Origin of the sequence: Myxococcus qinghaiensis, assembly GCF_024198215.1 — a bacterium.
Lineage (GTDB): Bacteria > Myxococcota > Myxococcia > Myxococcales > Myxococcaceae > Myxococcus > Myxococcus qinghaiensis.
The window spans coordinates 291,502-307,667 of the sequence record NZ_JAKCFA010000001.1 but is presented as its reverse complement, the minus strand read 5'-3'; the positions used below and the strand labels follow the sequence as shown (position 1 = coordinate 307,667).

The 16,166-nt window shown below is 69.7% G+C and carries 14 protein-coding genes; 6 read left to right on the top strand and 8 right to left on the bottom strand.

The window, feature by feature from the left end; genetic code table 11:
* Nucleotides 1-32: 32 nt before the first annotated feature.
* Together LZ199_RS01300 and LZ199_RS46585 are read right to left on the bottom strand one after the other, a co-directional pair.
* Nucleotides 33-2,060 (bottom strand): membrane dipeptidase, encoded by a 2,028-nt coding sequence (locus LZ199_RS01300; protein ID WP_407667156.1) that lies wholly within the window; start codon nt 2,058-2,060, stop codon nt 33-35.
* Nucleotides 2,061-2,200: 140 nt separating this feature from the next.
* Entirely contained in the window at nt 2,201-3,799 is a 1,599-nt protein-coding gene (locus tag LZ199_RS46585; protein ID WP_253991792.1) for a GMC family oxidoreductase, read from the bottom strand.
* A gap of 321 nt (nt 3,800-4,120) precedes the next feature.
* Between LZ199_RS46585 and LZ199_RS01290 the strand changes: the two genes are divergently transcribed.
* The 6 genes from LZ199_RS01290 (at nt 4,121) to LZ199_RS01265 (ending at nt 11,980) form a co-directional block, all read left to right on the top strand.
* Complete coding sequence (locus LZ199_RS01290) at nt 4,121-7,228, top strand: type 2 lanthipeptide synthetase LanM family protein (RefSeq protein ID WP_253991791.1); 3,108 nt, start codon at nt 4,121-4,123, stop codon at nt 7,226-7,228.
* A complete protein-coding gene (locus tag LZ199_RS01285) occupies nt 7,225-7,440 on the top strand; it encodes a mersacidin/lichenicidin family type 2 lantibiotic (RefSeq protein ID WP_253991790.1) in 216 nt (71 codons plus the stop codon). Before LZ199_RS01290 ends, LZ199_RS01285 begins: the two co-directional genes overlap by 4 nt.
* A gap of 99 nt (nt 7,441-7,539) precedes the next feature.
* Entirely contained in the window at nt 7,540-7,752 is a 213-nt protein-coding gene (locus LZ199_RS01280) for a hypothetical protein (protein WP_253991789.1), read from the top strand.
* Entirely contained in the window at nt 7,749-9,950 is a 2,202-nt protein-coding gene (locus LZ199_RS01275; RefSeq protein ID WP_256568692.1) for a peptidase domain-containing ABC transporter, read from the top strand. Before LZ199_RS01280 ends, LZ199_RS01275 begins: the two co-directional genes overlap by 4 nt.
* 103 nt (nt 9,951-10,053) lie before the next feature.
* Nucleotides 10,054-10,428 (top strand): hypothetical protein, encoded by a 375-nt coding sequence (locus LZ199_RS01270; RefSeq protein WP_253991787.1) that lies wholly within the window; start codon nt 10,054-10,056, stop codon nt 10,426-10,428.
* A gap of 106 nt (nt 10,429-10,534) precedes the next feature.
* Nucleotides 10,535-11,980 carry an amidase gene (locus tag LZ199_RS01265; protein ID WP_253991786.1) on the top strand — a complete coding sequence of 482 codons (1,446 nt, stop codon included), beginning with the start codon at nt 10,535-10,537 and terminating at the stop codon, nt 11,978-11,980.
* An 88-nt stretch (nt 11,981-12,068) separates the two neighbouring features.
* On the opposite strand, the gene LZ199_RS01260 is transcribed toward LZ199_RS01265, so the two are convergent.
* The 6 genes from LZ199_RS01260 to LZ199_RS01235 all read right to left on the bottom strand — a co-directional run bounded on the left by LZ199_RS01260 (nt 12,069) and on the right by LZ199_RS01235 (nt 16,079).
* The gene (locus LZ199_RS01260; RefSeq protein ID WP_253991785.1) at nt 12,069-12,530 is read right to left on the bottom strand and encodes a hypothetical protein; all 462 of its coding nucleotides are present in this window, start codon (nt 12,528-12,530) and stop codon (nt 12,069-12,071) included.
* On the bottom strand, nt 12,530-12,970 hold the full coding sequence (locus LZ199_RS01255) for a hypothetical protein (protein WP_253991784.1): 441 nt from the start codon (nt 12,968-12,970) through the stop codon (nt 12,530-12,532). The genes LZ199_RS01260 and LZ199_RS01255 overlap by 1 nt, the downstream gene beginning before the upstream one ends.
* Nucleotides 12,971-12,980: 10 nt before the next feature.
* The gene (locus tag LZ199_RS01250; RefSeq protein WP_253991783.1) at nt 12,981-13,415 is read right to left on the bottom strand and encodes an acyl-CoA thioesterase; all 435 of its coding nucleotides are present in this window, start codon (nt 13,413-13,415) and stop codon (nt 12,981-12,983) included.
* 19 nt (nt 13,416-13,434) lie between these two features.
* The gene (locus LZ199_RS01245) at nt 13,435-14,748 is read right to left on the bottom strand and encodes a hydroxyacid-oxoacid transhydrogenase (protein ID WP_253991782.1); all 1,314 of its coding nucleotides are present in this window, start codon (nt 14,746-14,748) and stop codon (nt 13,435-13,437) included.
* 78 nt (nt 14,749-14,826) lie between these two features.
* A complete protein-coding gene (locus tag LZ199_RS01240; protein ID WP_253991781.1) occupies nt 14,827-15,798 on the bottom strand; it encodes a serine hydrolase in 972 nt (323 codons plus the stop codon).
* Nucleotides 15,798-16,079 carry a hypothetical protein gene (locus tag LZ199_RS01235; RefSeq protein WP_253991780.1) on the bottom strand — a complete coding sequence of 94 codons (282 nt, stop codon included), beginning with the start codon at nt 16,077-16,079 and terminating at the stop codon, nt 15,798-15,800. Before LZ199_RS01235 ends, LZ199_RS01240 begins: the two co-directional genes overlap by 1 nt.
* Nucleotides 16,080-16,166: the final 87 nt, after the last annotated feature.

Sequence of the window (16,166 nt, the reverse complement as noted above, 5' to 3'; positions counted from 1 at the left end):
GCGCAACGGCGATGCGCACCCCGGCTCCCGGCTCAGTTACAGGTCAGCGTCCACCGGCAGCTATTAGACAGGCATTCCTTGCCATACAGGCAGGTCGCCCCCTTGGCCTTCTTCGGCTGGCACTTGCCGGTGTTGAGCCCCCAACCACAGTACTGGGTGCTGGCGCAGTCGGCCTCCTCGTCGCAGATGCAGGTGCCCGCGCTGTTGCAGCCGGACGCGGTGCACGCGTCGCTGACGCACTCCTCCTTGAAACGGCAGGACTCGCCCACCGCCTTGGAGTCCGGCGCGTAGTGCTCGCCGCACAGCACCGGGTACGCGGCCTCGCGCGTGCCCTTGTCCACGTAGGTGGCCACGCCCGTGGTGTCGATGTCCGCCGCCGCGTCCGCCATGCCCGTGCGCGGATTGGACGCGCGCTCCCACACCTTGAGGAAGGTCTCCGCGGAGCCCGTCAGGCCCGTGGTGTTGGCGCCCACGCGGCCCAGGTCCTTCAGCAAGTCGGGCAGGTAGCCCACGTGCGCGAGGCCGAACTCGTCGAAGCCCGTGCCCAGGCGCGCGGGCCCGGAGACGTTCTGCTGGCGCAGGTGCGCATCCGCTTCCGCCTGGAACGTCGCCGAGCACGCGCCGTTGTTGCCGAAGCGCGGACGCGTCTGCTGGATGAAGCCGTTGAGGTCCGCGCCCAGGGCCATGGGGACCTTCAGGCCCTGGCGGCCGAACTCGACGGCCTGCGCCAGCGAGCGCGTGGAGCCGTGGCAGTTGTTGGCGACACCAGAGCGCGTGTATGCGCGCGTCTCGTCATGCGCGGTGCGCAGGCCGAAGATGCCACCCGTCTGGCGCAGGTAGCGCACCACCCACGCGGGCGTCGTCTTCTCGTCCTTGGCGAGCTTCGGGTTCATCACCTCGCGGAAGTGGCCGTGGGAGATGACCAGCGGGTAGTAGGTGTTCGTCTGGGCGACGGCGAATGCGTCATGCAGGCCCTTCTCCGACAGGTGGGCCACGTCGATGAGCATGCCCTTGCCCATCATCGTCTGGAGCAGGGCCTTGCCGTCAGCGGTGAGGCCCTTGGTGTTGCGGCAGTTGCCGGCCGCGTCGCGGTACACGTCGAAGCCCAGCGTCATCGTGTCCGTCGTCACGCCGCAGTCGGTGTCGATGTGGCAGTTCTCCGTGAACTGGGCGGCCTGGAAGATGGGGTTGTGCAGCGCCGCGCCGCCGAAGCGGTTGTCCAGCTGGTGCACCGGCTGGAGCGAGCGGACGCCCAGGGCGTGGAAGCGGTCCAGCTCCGTGCGCCAGTCCTTGGTGCCGAACAGCTTGCTCGTCTCGATGGAGAGCACGATGGCCAGCTTGCCCGAGGCGATGATGTTGCGCGCGTGCGACGGCGTCAGGGCGATCTCCGCCCAGTCGGTGCGCGCGTCGAAGGCCCGCGCCATCTGGAGCTGCAGCTCCACGTCCGCCATCTCGTCACACGGCCGGGAGATGTTCTGGTACGGCAGCGCCTTGCAGAGGAACTCGTTGCTGACCAGCGACACCATGACCAGGGACATGCCGCCCTGGTGCGCCTGCCGCAGCCACCCTTCCCACGCCTGCTGATGCGCGATGGTGTCCCAGCGCGGCCACTGGGTGTTGACCGACATGCGCCCCAGGTGGATGCCCGTGTCGCCCTCGGTGCCCTCGATTTTGCCGATGAACTCCGAGCCCACCGCGCCGCCGATGCCGAAGAGCGCCGCGAGGAGCGGGTTGCCGCTCAGGTCCACCCCAGGGCACAGGTTGAGCAGGTTGCTCAGGTCCATGCGCACCCGCGCGTGGTCGCTCTCCGGAAGGCCGCCGTCACAGCTCGTCAGCGAGCCGGTGTGGCTGCCGTGGAACCAGCCGCCGCCGAACGCCTCCTCCGCGAACATGTGGTGGTGCAGCTCCGCGAAGCCCGGCGCGGCCAGGGGCTGCGACTGAACCTCGGGGGCGGGCGCGACGGGAGCCTCACCCTCCTGCACGGGGCCACACGCGAGCCCGAGACAGAGGGTGAGAGGAAGGAGGGCCAGGACACCCTGGCGCCGACGGTGCTGAGACATGAACATGGGGGGACTTCCTTCTGAAATGAGCGGACGGACGGCTCCGTCTTCGCCCCGGGGAGGATACTCCCCGCACGACGGGCATATCGAGCAATCCCCGCTCACCGCGAGACAGTGTTTTCAGAGGACGCCGCTGTGCGTCACGGAAAGTCGCCGGCCTGGAAGCGACGGGCGACGTGGTCCGCGGTGCGGAAGCTGTTGGCGAGGATGGTCAGCGTGGGGGCCGCGCCGCCGGAGGTGGGCATGAAGCCGCCGTCCACGACGAAGAGGTTGTCCACCTCGTGCGCCTGGCACCAGCCATTCACCACGGACGTGGCCGCGTCGTTCCCCGCGCGGCACGTCCCATGGACGAGGTACGACGACGTGCCTCCGACGATGAGCGGCGTCATCGACTCCGCGCCCAGGTCCTCGAACAGCTCCAGCGCGCGCGCCAGCAGCCACTGTCCCGCGAGCACGTGGTGCCGGGGCCGGTCCAGGCGGATGCGCGCGACGGGCAGGCCCCACCTGTCCCTCACGTCCGCATCCAGCTCCACGAAGGTGCCCGCGTTGGGGATGAAGTCATGGAACACCTCGCAGAAAAGCTGGCCCGGCTCTGACAGGCCGCCACCAGCGGACTCGGGCACGGGAGGGGTGCGGCCGAAGCGGAGGAGGCCGCCCTTGGCCAGCTCGGACACGCCTTCGGGCAGGAAGTAGTGGTCCATCACCGAGCGGCCGATGAAGGGATGGGGCGCGCTCAACAGGGCGCCGGGGTGACGGTCCAATGGCAGGCGCGCCTGGGCCATGGTGACGGCGTGGAACTGGAGATGTCTGCCCACGCGGCCATTGCCGTTGGCCAATCCCCGGGGGAAGCGCGCGGAAGCGGACAACAACAGCAGCCGCGCGGACTCCACGGCGGAACAACAGACACAGACGACCCGCGCGCGGACCTGGTGTGACTGTCCCTGGGCATCCAGATAGACACACCCATTGGCCCGGCCTTCGGGACCGAGCGTGATTTCCCGCGCCATGGCCAGGGCACGCACCTCGCAGCGGCCGGTGGCCACGGCGCGGGGCAGCAGCGCCTCCTGGGAGCTGCCTCGCGCGCCCACCGGACAGCCCAGCCCCGAGCACAGGGTGCAGTACGCGCAGGCCGGACGCCCCTGATAGGGCCGGGAGTTGATGGCGCGCGGCGTGGGAAATGGATGCAGACCCCGCTTCCGGCAGGCTGCCTCCAGGACGTCCGCCAGCGGGTGCGCGTCCAGGGGAGGCATGGGAAACGGATTGGAGCGCGGCCCCTCGAAGGGATTGCTCCCCGCGAGCCCCGAGACGCCAACCTCTCGCTCCGCCACGCCATACCAGGGCTCCAGCGCGGCGTAGTCATAGGGCCAGTCCGCCAGCTCCTCGAAGTCCCCGAAGCGGCTGCGCATCCGCAGGTCATCCGGATGGAAGCGGTAGAAATATCCGCCCATGTGCACGGTGGCGCCGCCCACGCACGAGGCCGTCCAGCCCAGGGCGTTGCGCACGGGCGTGGAGGTCCTTCGAGTGACGACGGTGTGAGGGTCCTCGTCGACGCGAGGAATCAAGTCACTGGGGGCAAGTCCGCCCGGGCCATGGACATAGTCCTCGCGCGAGTGCTCACGGCCGCGCTCCAACACCAGCACCCGGAGCCCCGCTCGCGACAACGTCAACGCGAGCGGACCGCCCCCTGCGCCGCTGCCAATGACGAGCACGTCATACACGTCGCCCTCCCCTGCCTTCACCGGCGTGTCCCTCCGCGCATTGACTTTAAATTACCAAATGTCTACCAATCACCGCCTCGCTTCTTCGCAACGCCATCGCAGCCCACTCGCCGGCACATGTCTGGAATGTGAGGATACGTGGAGCCCGCGTCGAATCCGCTCGTGGCGCCTCTCCCCTGGGTCCGGGCCTCCACCTTGCGAGAGCGGGTGGCCGAGGCGGCTTTTTCCAATACACATACAGAGACAAGCTCCCCCGCGGCGCGGCGTCGACTCGACACCTGGCGGCAACAGGAGCCCTTCGGACACGAGCGCTGGTGGCGCCAAAGACTGGCGTCGGCGGGCGTGGACGAGGCGGGCCTGCTCGCCCTGCTGACGTCCCAGGACGGCTCCATTCGCGCGGCGCGCGAGGCCCGCCCCCCGTGGTTCCAGGAGCTGGAGCAGGCCTTCTCCGAGTCGGAGCTCCCGCCCTTCTACTGGCCTGTCCTGGAGGACATGCCGGACTACACCGCGTTCCTGCCGCTGGTGGAGCCCCTGGTGTGGCGGGCCCGGGTTCGACTGGTATCCGCCCTGGAGTTGCTCCTGCGACAGCGGGCGACGACAGACGATGTGCCTTTCGAGCCTGTCACCGCGAGCCATCTGCTGATGGCCCATCTTCCGCAGCTCCTCGCGCCCATGCTCGGCCGAGCGCTGGTGGTGGAGCTGCATGCGGCCCAGCTCGAGGGCGGGCTCGCCGGAGAGACTCCGGAGGCCCGCTTCCAGGCCTTCACCCGCGAGCTGCGAAAGCGGGACGTCGCGCTCGACATCCTGGGTCGATATCCAGTGCTGGCGCGCTGCGTGGTGGAGTGCCTCGCCCGCTGGGAGGCCTCCGCTCTGGAGCTGATGCGGCGGATGGTGGAGGACTCGGCCGGGCTGCGCGCGCGCTTCCATGGGGGCCACTTCCCGGGCGTGCTGGTGGAGGCGCGAGGCGGTGTCTCCGACCCCCACCGGGGCGGCCGGTGTGTGTACCTGCTGCGCTTCGCCTCGGGCGCGAAGCTCGTCTACAAGCCTCGCTCGCTCGGGTCCGAGGCGGGCTTCCAGAGACTGCTCTCCTGGCTCGACGCACGAGGCGCCACCCCTCCTTCGCGAACCGTGGAGGTCTGGGACCGGGGCGAGTACGGCTGGATGGAGCACGTGGACGCGTCGCCCTGCACCTCGGTGGACGAGGTGCGGCGCTTCTACCTGCGCCAGGGCGCCTCCGTCGCGCTGCTGCACGTGCTGGACGGCACGGACTTCCACTACGAGAACGTCATCGCGGCCGGAGAGCACCCGGTCCTGGTGGACGTGGAGACGCTCTTCCATCCCCTGTCGGGGACGCGCTCGCCTCGGGACGCGGAGCACTCGCCCGGCGCGCCGCTGGTGTCCGCGCTGCGCAGCGGGTTGTTGCCGCAGCGCTTCTGGGGAACGCGGGCGGGCGGCGGCGTGGACCTCAGCGGCATGGGCTCACGCGAGGGACAGCGCACCGCCCAGGCGTTCCTGAAGACCGCGCAGCGCGGCACGGACCGGATGCACTACGAGCGGAGCCCCGTCTCCCTGCCGCGCGCCCGGAACCTGCCGAGCCTGGAGGGCAGGGACGTCCCTCCCCTGGAGCACCGCGACGCCCTGGCGGAGGGCTTCTCCGCCATGTACCGCCTGCTGCTCGCGCACCGTGAGGAGCTGTTGGCACCCACCGGGCCGCTGTCCGTCTTCGCGGACGCGCCGATGCGCGTCTTGTTCCGCAACACGTCCGTCTACGCCACGCTGCTGTTCGAGAGCTACCACCCGCACGCGCTCGCGGACGCGCTGGAGCGCCAGCGCTTCTTCGACCACCTGTGGCGCGGAGTGGTGACGGTGGCGGACCTGGCGACGCTCGTCCCCCTGGAGCAGGAGGAGCTGGAGCGAGGCGACCTTCCGTACTTCCACGCGCGGCCCTCGTCTCGCGACGTGGAGTCGGGCACGGGCCAGCGCCTGGTGGACTTCTTCGCGGAGTCGGGACTGGCGCGCGTGCGGCGCCGGCTCCAGGGCCTCTCGGCCGAGGACCATGAGCGGCAGCGGTGGGTGCTGGAGCGCTCGCTCGACGTGTCGTGGCTGGGGAGTGCCCTGCTGGAGCGCCCGAGCTACCCGTGCCAGCCGACACCCGAGCCCGCCACGCGTCGTGAGCTGCGCGAAGCCGCCCACCGCATGGGACTCAGGCTGCTCACCCTGTCGTTCCAGAGCAACGACGAGGCGCGCTGGCTGTCGCTCATCGCGGGGGACGCGGGCTGGAGTCTGGCGCAGCCGGGCACGGACCTCTTTCAGGGGCTCTCGGGAATCGCTCTCGCGCTGGGATACCTCGGTGACGTCACCGGGGACATGGACTTCACGCTCGTGGCACGGAGCGCCCTGCTCGCCCAGGCGCGAGTGCTGGAGGAGGACGCGCGCGGCGTCCAGGGCATCGGCATCCTCAACGGCTGGGGCGGCATCATCTTCGCCCTCACGCAGCTGGGAGTCCTCTGGGGTGACGACGCGCTGCTCGACTCGGCGGCGGCTCATGTGGCGCGACTGCCGGGGCTGGTGGCGAAGGACCGCGTGCTCGACATCGGCGCTGGAACGGCGGGTTGTCTGGTGGCGTTGCTGCTGCTGGAAGAACATCGTCCGTCCCCATCGCTGCGCGAGGTCATCCGTGCGTGCGGTGAGCGCCTGGTCTCCACGGCCCGTCCCCAGTCGCACGGCGTGGCCTGGCTGTCGGAGGCCGCGGGCCAGCGCTACCTCGCGGGGATGGCCCATGGCGCGGCGGGCATCGCGCTGGCGCTGCTGCGCTTCTCCAAGACGGTGGGTGACGCGCGGGCGCGGGACGTGGCCCTGGCGGGGCTCGACTACGAGCGGAGTCTCTACTCATCGCAGGCGCGCAACTGGCCCGACCTGCGCGAGCACCCTCCGGAGCTGGACGCGGGCGACCATGGCAACTTCCTGTGGGCCTGGTGCACGGGAGCGCCCGGCATCGGACTGGCGCGCGTTGCGGGCCTGCCCATCCTGGACGATGAGCGCGTGCGCGAGGACCTCTCCCGGGCCGTCGAGACGACGCTGGAGCGCGGCTTCGGACGCAACCACGGCCTGTGCCATGGCGACCTGGGCAACGCGGACTTCTTGTTGGAGACAGCGCGAGTGACGGGCGACCGCGAGCTGGAGTCGCGCACCTATCGCCTCGCGGGAGGAATCCTGCGGGGCCTCGCGGAGCGCGGGCCGCTGTATGGATTGCAAGGCAACACGGAGACACCGGGGCTGATGGTGGGGCTCGCGGGAATCGCCTACGGGCTGGTCCGCCTCTCGGCCCCCGAGCGGGTCCCCTCGCTGCTCGCACTCGCCTCGCCCAGTCCTTCACACGATTCCCGGATGGGTGGGCTGGACATCCGGGAGGTCCTCACGCCAGCCCAACTCCCCAAGGAGCAGTCATGAGCCAGTCGAAGAAGGACCACATCCTCCGCGCGTGGCGTGACCCCGAGTACTACAACAGCCTCTCGGCCGAGGAGCGCGCGTCCCTGCCCGCCAACCCCGCCGCGGAGCTGACGCTCGGCGACGACGTCCTGGAGTCCATCACCGGCGGCTGTTGCCTCCCGGGGCAGAGCTCCGCCATCTGCACCCCCTGCCCGCCACAGCACTGCCTCTGATGCACTGAGCCCCGGCCGCTGACGGGGACAGGGGCCGGCCCGCTTTGGGCCGGTCCCACCCGACAGCACGGAGCCACCGCCTCTTCATCCGCCCACGCCATGAGCGAAGCGCCCGTCCCCAGCCCACGCCCGTCCATCTTCCGCAAGGAGGCGCTCGCCCACTCCCAGCGCGTCGTGCAGGAGCAGGGAGACCTGCTGCGCATCTCCTCGACGTGGACCCGCTGGAGCTACGTGCTCATGGCCCTGTTCGTCGTGGCCCTTGTCCTCGGCGCCCTGCTGCTGCGACTCCCGGAGGGAGTCCGGGGTCCATGACAACGGACAATCTCCCCGCACCACCCAAAGAGCCCGCGCGCTGGTGGCGACGGCGCGTTCCGGAAATCCGTCAGATGACGATGACGGACTGTGGTGCCGCCTGTCTGGCGATGGTGCTGGGCTATCACGGCCGCGAGCTGTCCCTCGAAGCCGTGCGCGAGCTGACGGGCCCTGGACGAGACGGCGCCAACGCGAAGTCGCTCTTGAGCGCCGCGCGCAAGCTGGGCCTGCTGGGCCGCGCGGTGTCGATGGACCTGGACCGTCTGCCTTTCATTCCGCCCGCCACCATCCTCCACTGGCGCTTCACGCACTGGGTGGTGTTCGAGCGGCTTGGAGATGGCTGGGTGGAGGTGGTGGACCCGGACCAGGGGCGGCGCCGCGTGACGCTGGAGCAGTTCAGTCAGTGCTTCACGGGCGTCGCGCTGAGACTGGAGCCCGCGCCGGACTTCCAGCGCGGCCGGGCCCAGCGCGGCGCCTTCCGCTACCTCGCGCCGCTGGTGCGAAGGCAGCTCCCCGGCCTCGGCCGTGTCGTCGCGCTGTCCGGCATCCTCCAGGTGCTCACGCTGGCGGTGCCCCTGTTGACGGGGCTCGTGGTCGACCAGGTGGTGCCGCGACGCGACTACTCGCTGATGGGCGTGCTGTCCGCGGCCCTCGCGGGCGTGGTCCTCTTCGAGCTGCTCACGTCCCTGGTGCGCGGCCAGCTCCTCGTCGAGCTGCGCACCCGGCTGGACGCGAGCATGAACGAGGGGCTGCTGGACCACCTGGTGCGACTGGCCTACCCCTTCTTCCAGCAGCGCCCCGCAGGAGACCTCCTGACCCGGCTGGGCTCACAGCAGGCCATCCGGGACCTGCTATCGAGCGGCCTGCTGTCGAGCGCGTTGGATGGCGTGCTCGTGCTCATCTACCTGGCGCTGCTCTTCGTCGCGGACGTGTCCCTCGGGCTCCTGGTGATGGGCTTGGGGCTGCTCCAGGTCCTCGTCTTCCTCCTGCCCCGAGCGCGTCAACGCAGCCACCTGTCGCGCAGCCTGGACCTCGCCACGCGCAGCCAGGGCTACCTGCTGGCGCTGCTGTCCGGGATGCAGACGCTCAAGGCCTTCGGCGTCGAGTCGCGCATGGCGCGAAGCTATTCGCACGTGTACGTCGACCTGCTCAACGTGGAGCTGGAGCGAGGACGACTCTCCGCATGGCTGGACGCGTTGACGAGCACGCTGCGCCGAGTCTCTCCGCTGGTGTTGCTGTGCGTGGGGGCCTGGCGGGTGCTCGATGGCGGGCTGTCGCTCGGAGGGATGCTGAGCCTCAACGCGCTGGCCATCGCCCTGCTGGTGCCCCTCTCCAACCTGCTGGGCACGGGCGGCCAGCTCCAGTTCCTCGGCACCTATCTGGAGCGCATCAACGACGTGTTGGACACACCGCCGGAGCGGGAGGTGGACCACGAGGGCGAGGCGCTGACGCTGCGAGGCGCCATCACGCTGGAGGACGTGAGCTTCCGCTACAACCCTCACGCGGCGATGGTGGTGAAGAACGTCTCCGTGAAGGTGGAGCCGGGCCAGCTCGTGGCCATCGTCGGCCCCTCCGGCGCGGGCAAGAGCACCCTCGCCCACCTGCTGCTGGGGCTCTACCTGCCCACCTCCGGACGCGTGCTCTACGACGGCGTCGACCTGGGCACGCTGGACCTGCGCTCGGTGCGCGGACAGCTCGGCGTGGTGTTGCAGGACGCGTCGTTCTTCAATGCCTCCCTTCGGGACAACATCACGCTGAGCAACCCCGAGCTGGGCCAGGAGCGGGTGGAAGAGGCCGCGCGGCTGGCGCACCTGCACGACGACATCCAGGCCATGCCGCTGCGCTACGACACACCGCTCACCGACCGGGGCCTGTCCATGTCCGGCGGGCAGCGCCAGCGACTGGCCCTGGCCCGGGCGCTGGTGCACAAGCCGGCCATCCTCCTGCTCGACGAGGCGACGAGCGCGCTGGACGCCACCACCGAGGGGCGCGTCCAGACCGCGCTCGCGTCCCTGAGCTGCACACGGGTGGTCATCGCCCATCGGCTGAGCACCGTGCGTGACGCGGACGTCATCATCGTCCTGGACGAAGGCCGCGTGGCGGAGGTAGGCCGACACGAGGAGCTGCTCGCGCGGGGCGGCGTGTATGCGTCGCTCGTCCATGCGCAGATGGAAGCGCGTCCTCGGGCCACGGGGTAGGACGGGCGCTCACCCGCGATACCAGAGCCATCCTGATACGATTGCCAGGGCTCACGGCGTCCCGCACTGGCGCGAGGACGGATGGAGCCTCGATGGAGCTGTCATGTCCCTGCGTCGTGTCCTTCCGTGGAGCCTCGCCCTCTTCTTGTCGTTCACCACGGCGGTCTCCGCCGAGCCGTCCAACACCGAAGCCGCTCCGATTGAGTCCAGTGAGGAGCTCCGCGCGGAGACGAGCGAGCCTCAGGACGCGGCCAGCCTCGTCTGTGTCGCGGTCCGGTGCTCGACGGTGAGCGAGTGCTGGGCCGCGTGCCCCGGCGCGAGCAGCGTGAGCTGCATCGCCAATGGGTGTCGCTACACCGTGCCTGGTGGCGGAGGTGGGGGTGGTCCGACGTGCCCGCTGACGCGGTGCAGCGATGACGCCGACTGCGTGTGCAAGGGGGTACAGGGCTACTGCGAGACCCGAGCCTGTCGGTACTGAAGTCAGGGAGTTCCTTGGGCCGTCATCGCGGCGGCCCGAGGCCTGGCTGTATCCTCGCGCGCCGCACCTGGGACGCAATCCGCCGTCCAGTGCGCCACGAGGGCTTATGCACCTGGACGAGTACACGCGATACGACGCGATGGGGCTGGCGGAGCTGGTGCGTCGCAAGGAAGTGACTCCGACGGAGCTGACGCAAGCGGCGCTGGACGCCATCGCCCGCGTCAATCCGAAGCTGAACGCGGTCATCGATGTCCGGGAAGCGGACGCGAAGAACGCCGTGCAGCAGGGGCTTCCGCAGGGGCCCTTCACGGGTGTGCCGTTCCTCATCAAGGACCTGGCGCTGCATGCGGCGGGCGTCCCGACGGACCTGGGGAGCCGCTTGGCGAAGGGGCTGATGTTGCCCATCGACTCCTTCTTGATGGAGCGCTTCCGTCGCACGGGCGTGGTGTTGGTGGGCCGGACGAACACGCCGGAGTTCGGCAACAACGCGACGACGGAGCCGGTGCTGCATGGCCCCACGCGCAATCCCTGGGACTTGGGGCGCAGCCCCGGCGGCTCCAGTGGCGGCTCGGCGGCGGCGGTGGCGGCGGGCATCGTTCCGGTGGCCCATGGCAATGACGGCGGAGGCTCGCTGCGCATTCCCGCGGCGCTCTGCGGAGTGTTTGGCCTGAAGCCCACGCGCGGGCGCAACTCCATCGGGCCTGGCGCGGCGGAGGCCATCAACGGCCTGGGCATCGAGCATGTGGTGACGCGCTCGGTCCGCGACAGCGCGGCCATGCTGGATGCCACGCAAGGGCCCGCGGTGGGCGACCCGCACTACGCGCCTCCGCCGGAGCGGCCCTATCTGGAGGAGGTCCGACGAAAGCCGGGGAAGCTGCGCATCGCCGTCTCTCGGAAGGCGGCCTCTGGCGTGCCCGTGAGTCCCGACAACGTCGCGGCGGTGGATGACGTGGCGAAGCTGTGCGCCTCGCTGGGGCACGAGCTCGTCGAGGCGGAGCCTGTCTATGACAACGAGGCCCTGCTGGAGGCCCTGGTGACTGTCTGGTCCGCCTCCAATGCGTCCCTGGTGGAGATGCTGAGCACGGGCCTGGGGCGCACCGCGGGCCCGGAGACGCTGGAGGCCTCCACGTGGGCGGCGGTGCAGCACGGCCGCACGCTGAAGGCGACGGACCTCCAGGCTGCGCTCGCGGTCTTCAATCAGGTCAGCCGCTCCGTGGGCGCGTTCTACGTGGACCACGACCTGCTGCTGACGCCGACGACGGCGGGGCCGCCCTACCTGCTCGGGGAGATGGACTCCAACAAGCCCCGGAGCGCGGGCGAGTGGTACCGGTTCGTGTTCTCCCTGATTCCCTTCACCGCGCTCTACAACGTGACGGGCCAGCCGGCGATGTCCGTGCCCCTGCACTGGAACGCGCAGGAGCTGCCCATCGGCGTCCAGTTCGTGGGCCGCTTCGCGGACGAGGCCACCTTGTTCCGGCTGGCGGGACAACTCGAGGAAGCACGCCCGTGGTCCGTGCGCCGGCCTCCGGTGCATGCGGCGCGCGACGTCTGACACACCCCCTTGAGCGCTGAGCCTCTCTCTCTGAGGAGGGGCTCAGCGCGGCAGCGTCAGGTATCGGCCGAGCCCATCCATTTCGAAGTCACTCCATCGGACGAGGCGCGCGCGCCCAGAGCACATCCCAGATGGATGCGGGAGGAGAGAACTTGGGCACCACCAGCCGGACCCTCACCTCGGTGGCGGCAACCTGGGCGCCCTGGCTCCGCGCCTCCGCGAACAAGCTGCGAAGCAACGCGGGCCCATCCACATACACCGATGACAAGAACCCGGAATCGCCCACCGGGGTCGGCGGCGAGAGGTCCGGCTCGCGAGGCTTCAAGCCCCACGCCTCCAGCAGATCGGTGTACAGCTCATCCAAATCATGCAGCGGTGCATGGAGCCCCAGTGCGCCGCACGGGCAATCCCAGCCAAAGCTCCTGACGAGCATCCCACCCGTCTCCAGCATCCGGCCTCGCGCGGCCTGGCCACAGAGGCCACACTTCACTGACCCCACCTCGCCTGTCAGCTCGTGCCGGGCGTCAAAGGAGATATCGAGCGTTTCCATCAGTTCGCAGGGGGCATGTAGGAGTCGAGGGCCTCCGTCACGGCGGCCCGGAGTTGAATCCGGACGGAGTGCTCCCCGGCCCGAAAGGTGTCGAACTTCACGAAGAAGAACGACGTGAGTTCCCTGTCATGAAGCTCCGACCAGGGGATTCTGAGTGGCGGATGAAAGAGTCGGAAGACGAGACTCGGCGCCAGGTAGAGGCCCTGCTCGTCGCCGCCCACGGCAATGCAGCCCCTGTATTCGACCCAGCCGATCTTCCCCGAGGTGAAGTTCCGCATGTAGCTGGGGGCAGGTCCGTCTGCCCGGAACTGACGCGCGAGCAAATGCCAGCCACTCACCCGCGAAAAGACGGCCGAGAGAACCGTGAGCCCCACTCCGATCAGGAGCAGGATTCCCCAAGGGTGCGTCTTGACCAGCAGCTCGTGGAACGACGAGGACATGGCCATGCTCCTAAGTCACTGCGGTCAGCCGCGAAAGTGCCTCGCGCAATCGCTCGGGAATCGCCGTGGACTTGCGCGTCTGGCGGTCCACGAAGACATGCACGAAGTGCCCGTGGGCCGCTGCCTCCGTCACCCCCTCCTTGAAGATGCCAATCCCATACGTCACCGAGCGCGTGCCCAGTTTGTCCACGCGCAGCCCCGCTCGCAGCGCGTCCGGATATGCGAGCGGCGCGCGGTAGTGACACTTCGACTCCACGACGAGCCCGATGACGGAGCTGGTGTGGATGTCCAGCCCGCCCTCCTGGATGAGGAAGTGGTTCGCCACCGTGTCGAAGTAGCTGTAGTACGTGACGTTGTTGATGTGGCCGTAGACGTCGTTGTCCATCCACCGCGTGGTGATGGGCAGGAAGTAGCGATAACGCTCGGCGGTCTCGACCTCACTCACGGCTTCACCCTCCCCACGGCTACCAGTACCCCAGCGCCTGCTGGAACAGCCCACCCAGCACGGGCCGGGTCATCTCACGCGGAGCATTCTGCAACAGCCGCTGCTGGGGGAAGGCCCCCTCCGTCAGCGCCGCCACGTCCGCCTCGGTGTACCCGACTCCGCCCAGGCCGTTCGGCATCCCCACCGCGCGCATGATGCGGATGAGTTTGTCCGCCAGCACCTCGCCCGCGTCCTTCAGCCCCGCTCCCCGAGCATCCGCCCCCAGCCACGTCGCGGCCTCCAGGTGACGCTCCGGACTCTCCTCCGCCGTGTAGCGGAACACCGCCGGCGCGTTGAGGATGACCGCCATTCCATGGGGCACGAGCGGCTCGTCCTGGGGATACCCCGTGGGCCTGAACTCGCGCACCAACCCCGCCACCGCGTACGCCATGCCGTGGGGCGCATGCACTCCGGCGTTGCCGAAGGCGATTCCCGCCAGCGTCGCCGCCCACATCAACTGCTCGCGCGCCTCGTGGTCTCCCGCGTCCTTCACGCCGCGCTCCAGATACAACCCCATCAACCGCAGGGCCTCACGACACCCCAGGTCGCTCCACGGGTTCGCCCCCTGGCTCATCGGCCGCAGGCTGGGGCGCGGAGGCGCGGGGCGCCGCACGTACGGCCGCGCCGTATAGGACTCCAGCGCATGGGAGAGCACGTCCAGGCCACTGGCGGCCACCACCTCGCCCGGCAGCGTCGCGGTGCAGTCCGGGTCCACCAGCGCCTCGGTGGGGCGCAGCGCGTGCGAGGCGATGCCCGTCTTCGCCCCCAACGAGAGCAGGTCGAAGATGGTGATGCCCGTCACCTCGCTGCCCGTCCCGGACGTCGTGGGACAGGCGATGTGCGGCTTGAGGGGGCCTGGCACCGGACGGCCGTCTCCCACGGGGGCATTCACATAGGTCAGGAAGTCGGAGGGCCACGTCGCATAGAGGTTCGCCGCCTTGCACGTGTCGATGACGGAGCCGCCTCCCAAGGACACATAGCCATCCGGCCGCAGGTCCGCGGCGAACCGCACCGCCTCCAGGAAGGAGCGGTCCGTGGGCTCGACGCGAACGTCCGTGAAGACGCCCACCTCCAGTCCCGCCGCGACCAATGAGGCCTGCACCTTCTCGAAGTGCGGCAGTCGCGCCACGCTCGCATCCGAGAACAGCGCCACGCGGCGCATCCCGAGCGCCCGGGCCCGCTCACCCACCTCCGCCAGACAGCCACGGCCAAAGGTGACGCGCGACGCATCCATCGTGAAGGCGGAGTCACACCCCTCCCCCACCACCTGGTAGTGGCAGCAGCCAAAGCCCATGACAGTCCTCCCACGCCGGTTCCCGCCGCAATCTAGCGTGGGTGGGAGGAAGAACGAGCGACATCCGCCCCGCCGCGCTCAACAGTCGTAGTCAGGGGGCGTGCCGCCATCCGCGACGGGCACGGGCGCGGGCCCGCCCTGCTTCGCGAGCGACTCCCCGCAGTCCAGAGAGGTCTCACCGGAGAGCGTGCGATAGAGCACACACGAGGCCCGCTCGACGAAGAACGCCTGACGGGGCCAGTCCGGCCCGCGCGCCGCGAGGATGGCCACCGCGTAGTGCCCACCGTCCGGCAGCCGCACCAACCCGACCTCGTTGAGCACGTTGTAGCGCGAGTCATCCGAGCAGCACCCCGGAGGCAACCAGCCCCCCTTGTGCCGCATCGACGCCCGAGCCTTCGCCGGCAGGAGCGTCCCCAGCCAGCCGCCGCAGCCCTCGCGAGGCGTGAGCTCCATCCACGCCAGCAGGCGCGAGGTGGGCTTGGGCTTCAGCAGCTCGCCGCCACTCAAGCGCTGGAGGAAGGACACCGCGTCCGCCGCGCAGAGGTAGTTGTCATTCCCCATCACCTGGGGCGAGTTCGTCGCGCGGCGCGGCTTGCCGTAGTTCCACTTCGTCAGCGCGGTGTTCTTCACGTCCAGCGAGCGCAGGTAGTCGTTGATGGCGTCCGGCCCACCCACCAGGTCGATGAGCGCCCCCGAGGCCTCGTTGTCGGAGGTGCGGAAGACCTTCTCCGCCAGCGGCGCCACCTTCGACTCCTCGGCCTTCTTCAAGGCCGCCGCCACCCAGAACACCTTCGCCGAGCTGGCGGAGATGTGCGGCACCGTGTCGGAGAAACCCGCGTACTCACCGGTGCGCAGGTCCTTCACCGCGATGGCCACGTCCGAGCCTGGCGCCAGACGCGCGGCCTCCGCCGCCAGGGAGTCGACGACGGCCCGGAGGGGCTCGCGCTTCGGGCCTCCAGCGGCCGGAGCCGCCGCCATGGCGCTGCCAAGCCACAGCCAGGACAGCAAAACGACTCCCACCCAGCCACGCGGCGCGAACCCCTTTTGCATCATCTTTCTCCAGGCAGTGCGGCCCCCGAGGTGGACGCCGCGCCCGCGACGAAGGCGCCCAGGTCATACGGGACGCCCAGCCGGGAAGCTCCCTCGTAGTCGAAGTCCACCACGCCCGCCAGGGACACCCCGACGTCCATGCCGGGCGACGTCGAAGACAGACGGAAGTCCTTCGCCGCCACGTCGACGAAGCGCGCCGCCGCCACCTGGGTGGAGACGAGATTGGGCCCGCTCAGCGAGTCGATGCACGAGGTGACCGCGCCATTTCCCGCATGCGTCACGGGCGCCCCGCCACGATGTTGTTGGCGAAGCGGACGGACTTCGTCGGGCCCATGAGGCTGCAGTGCGAGTCCAGTCACCGTTGACAC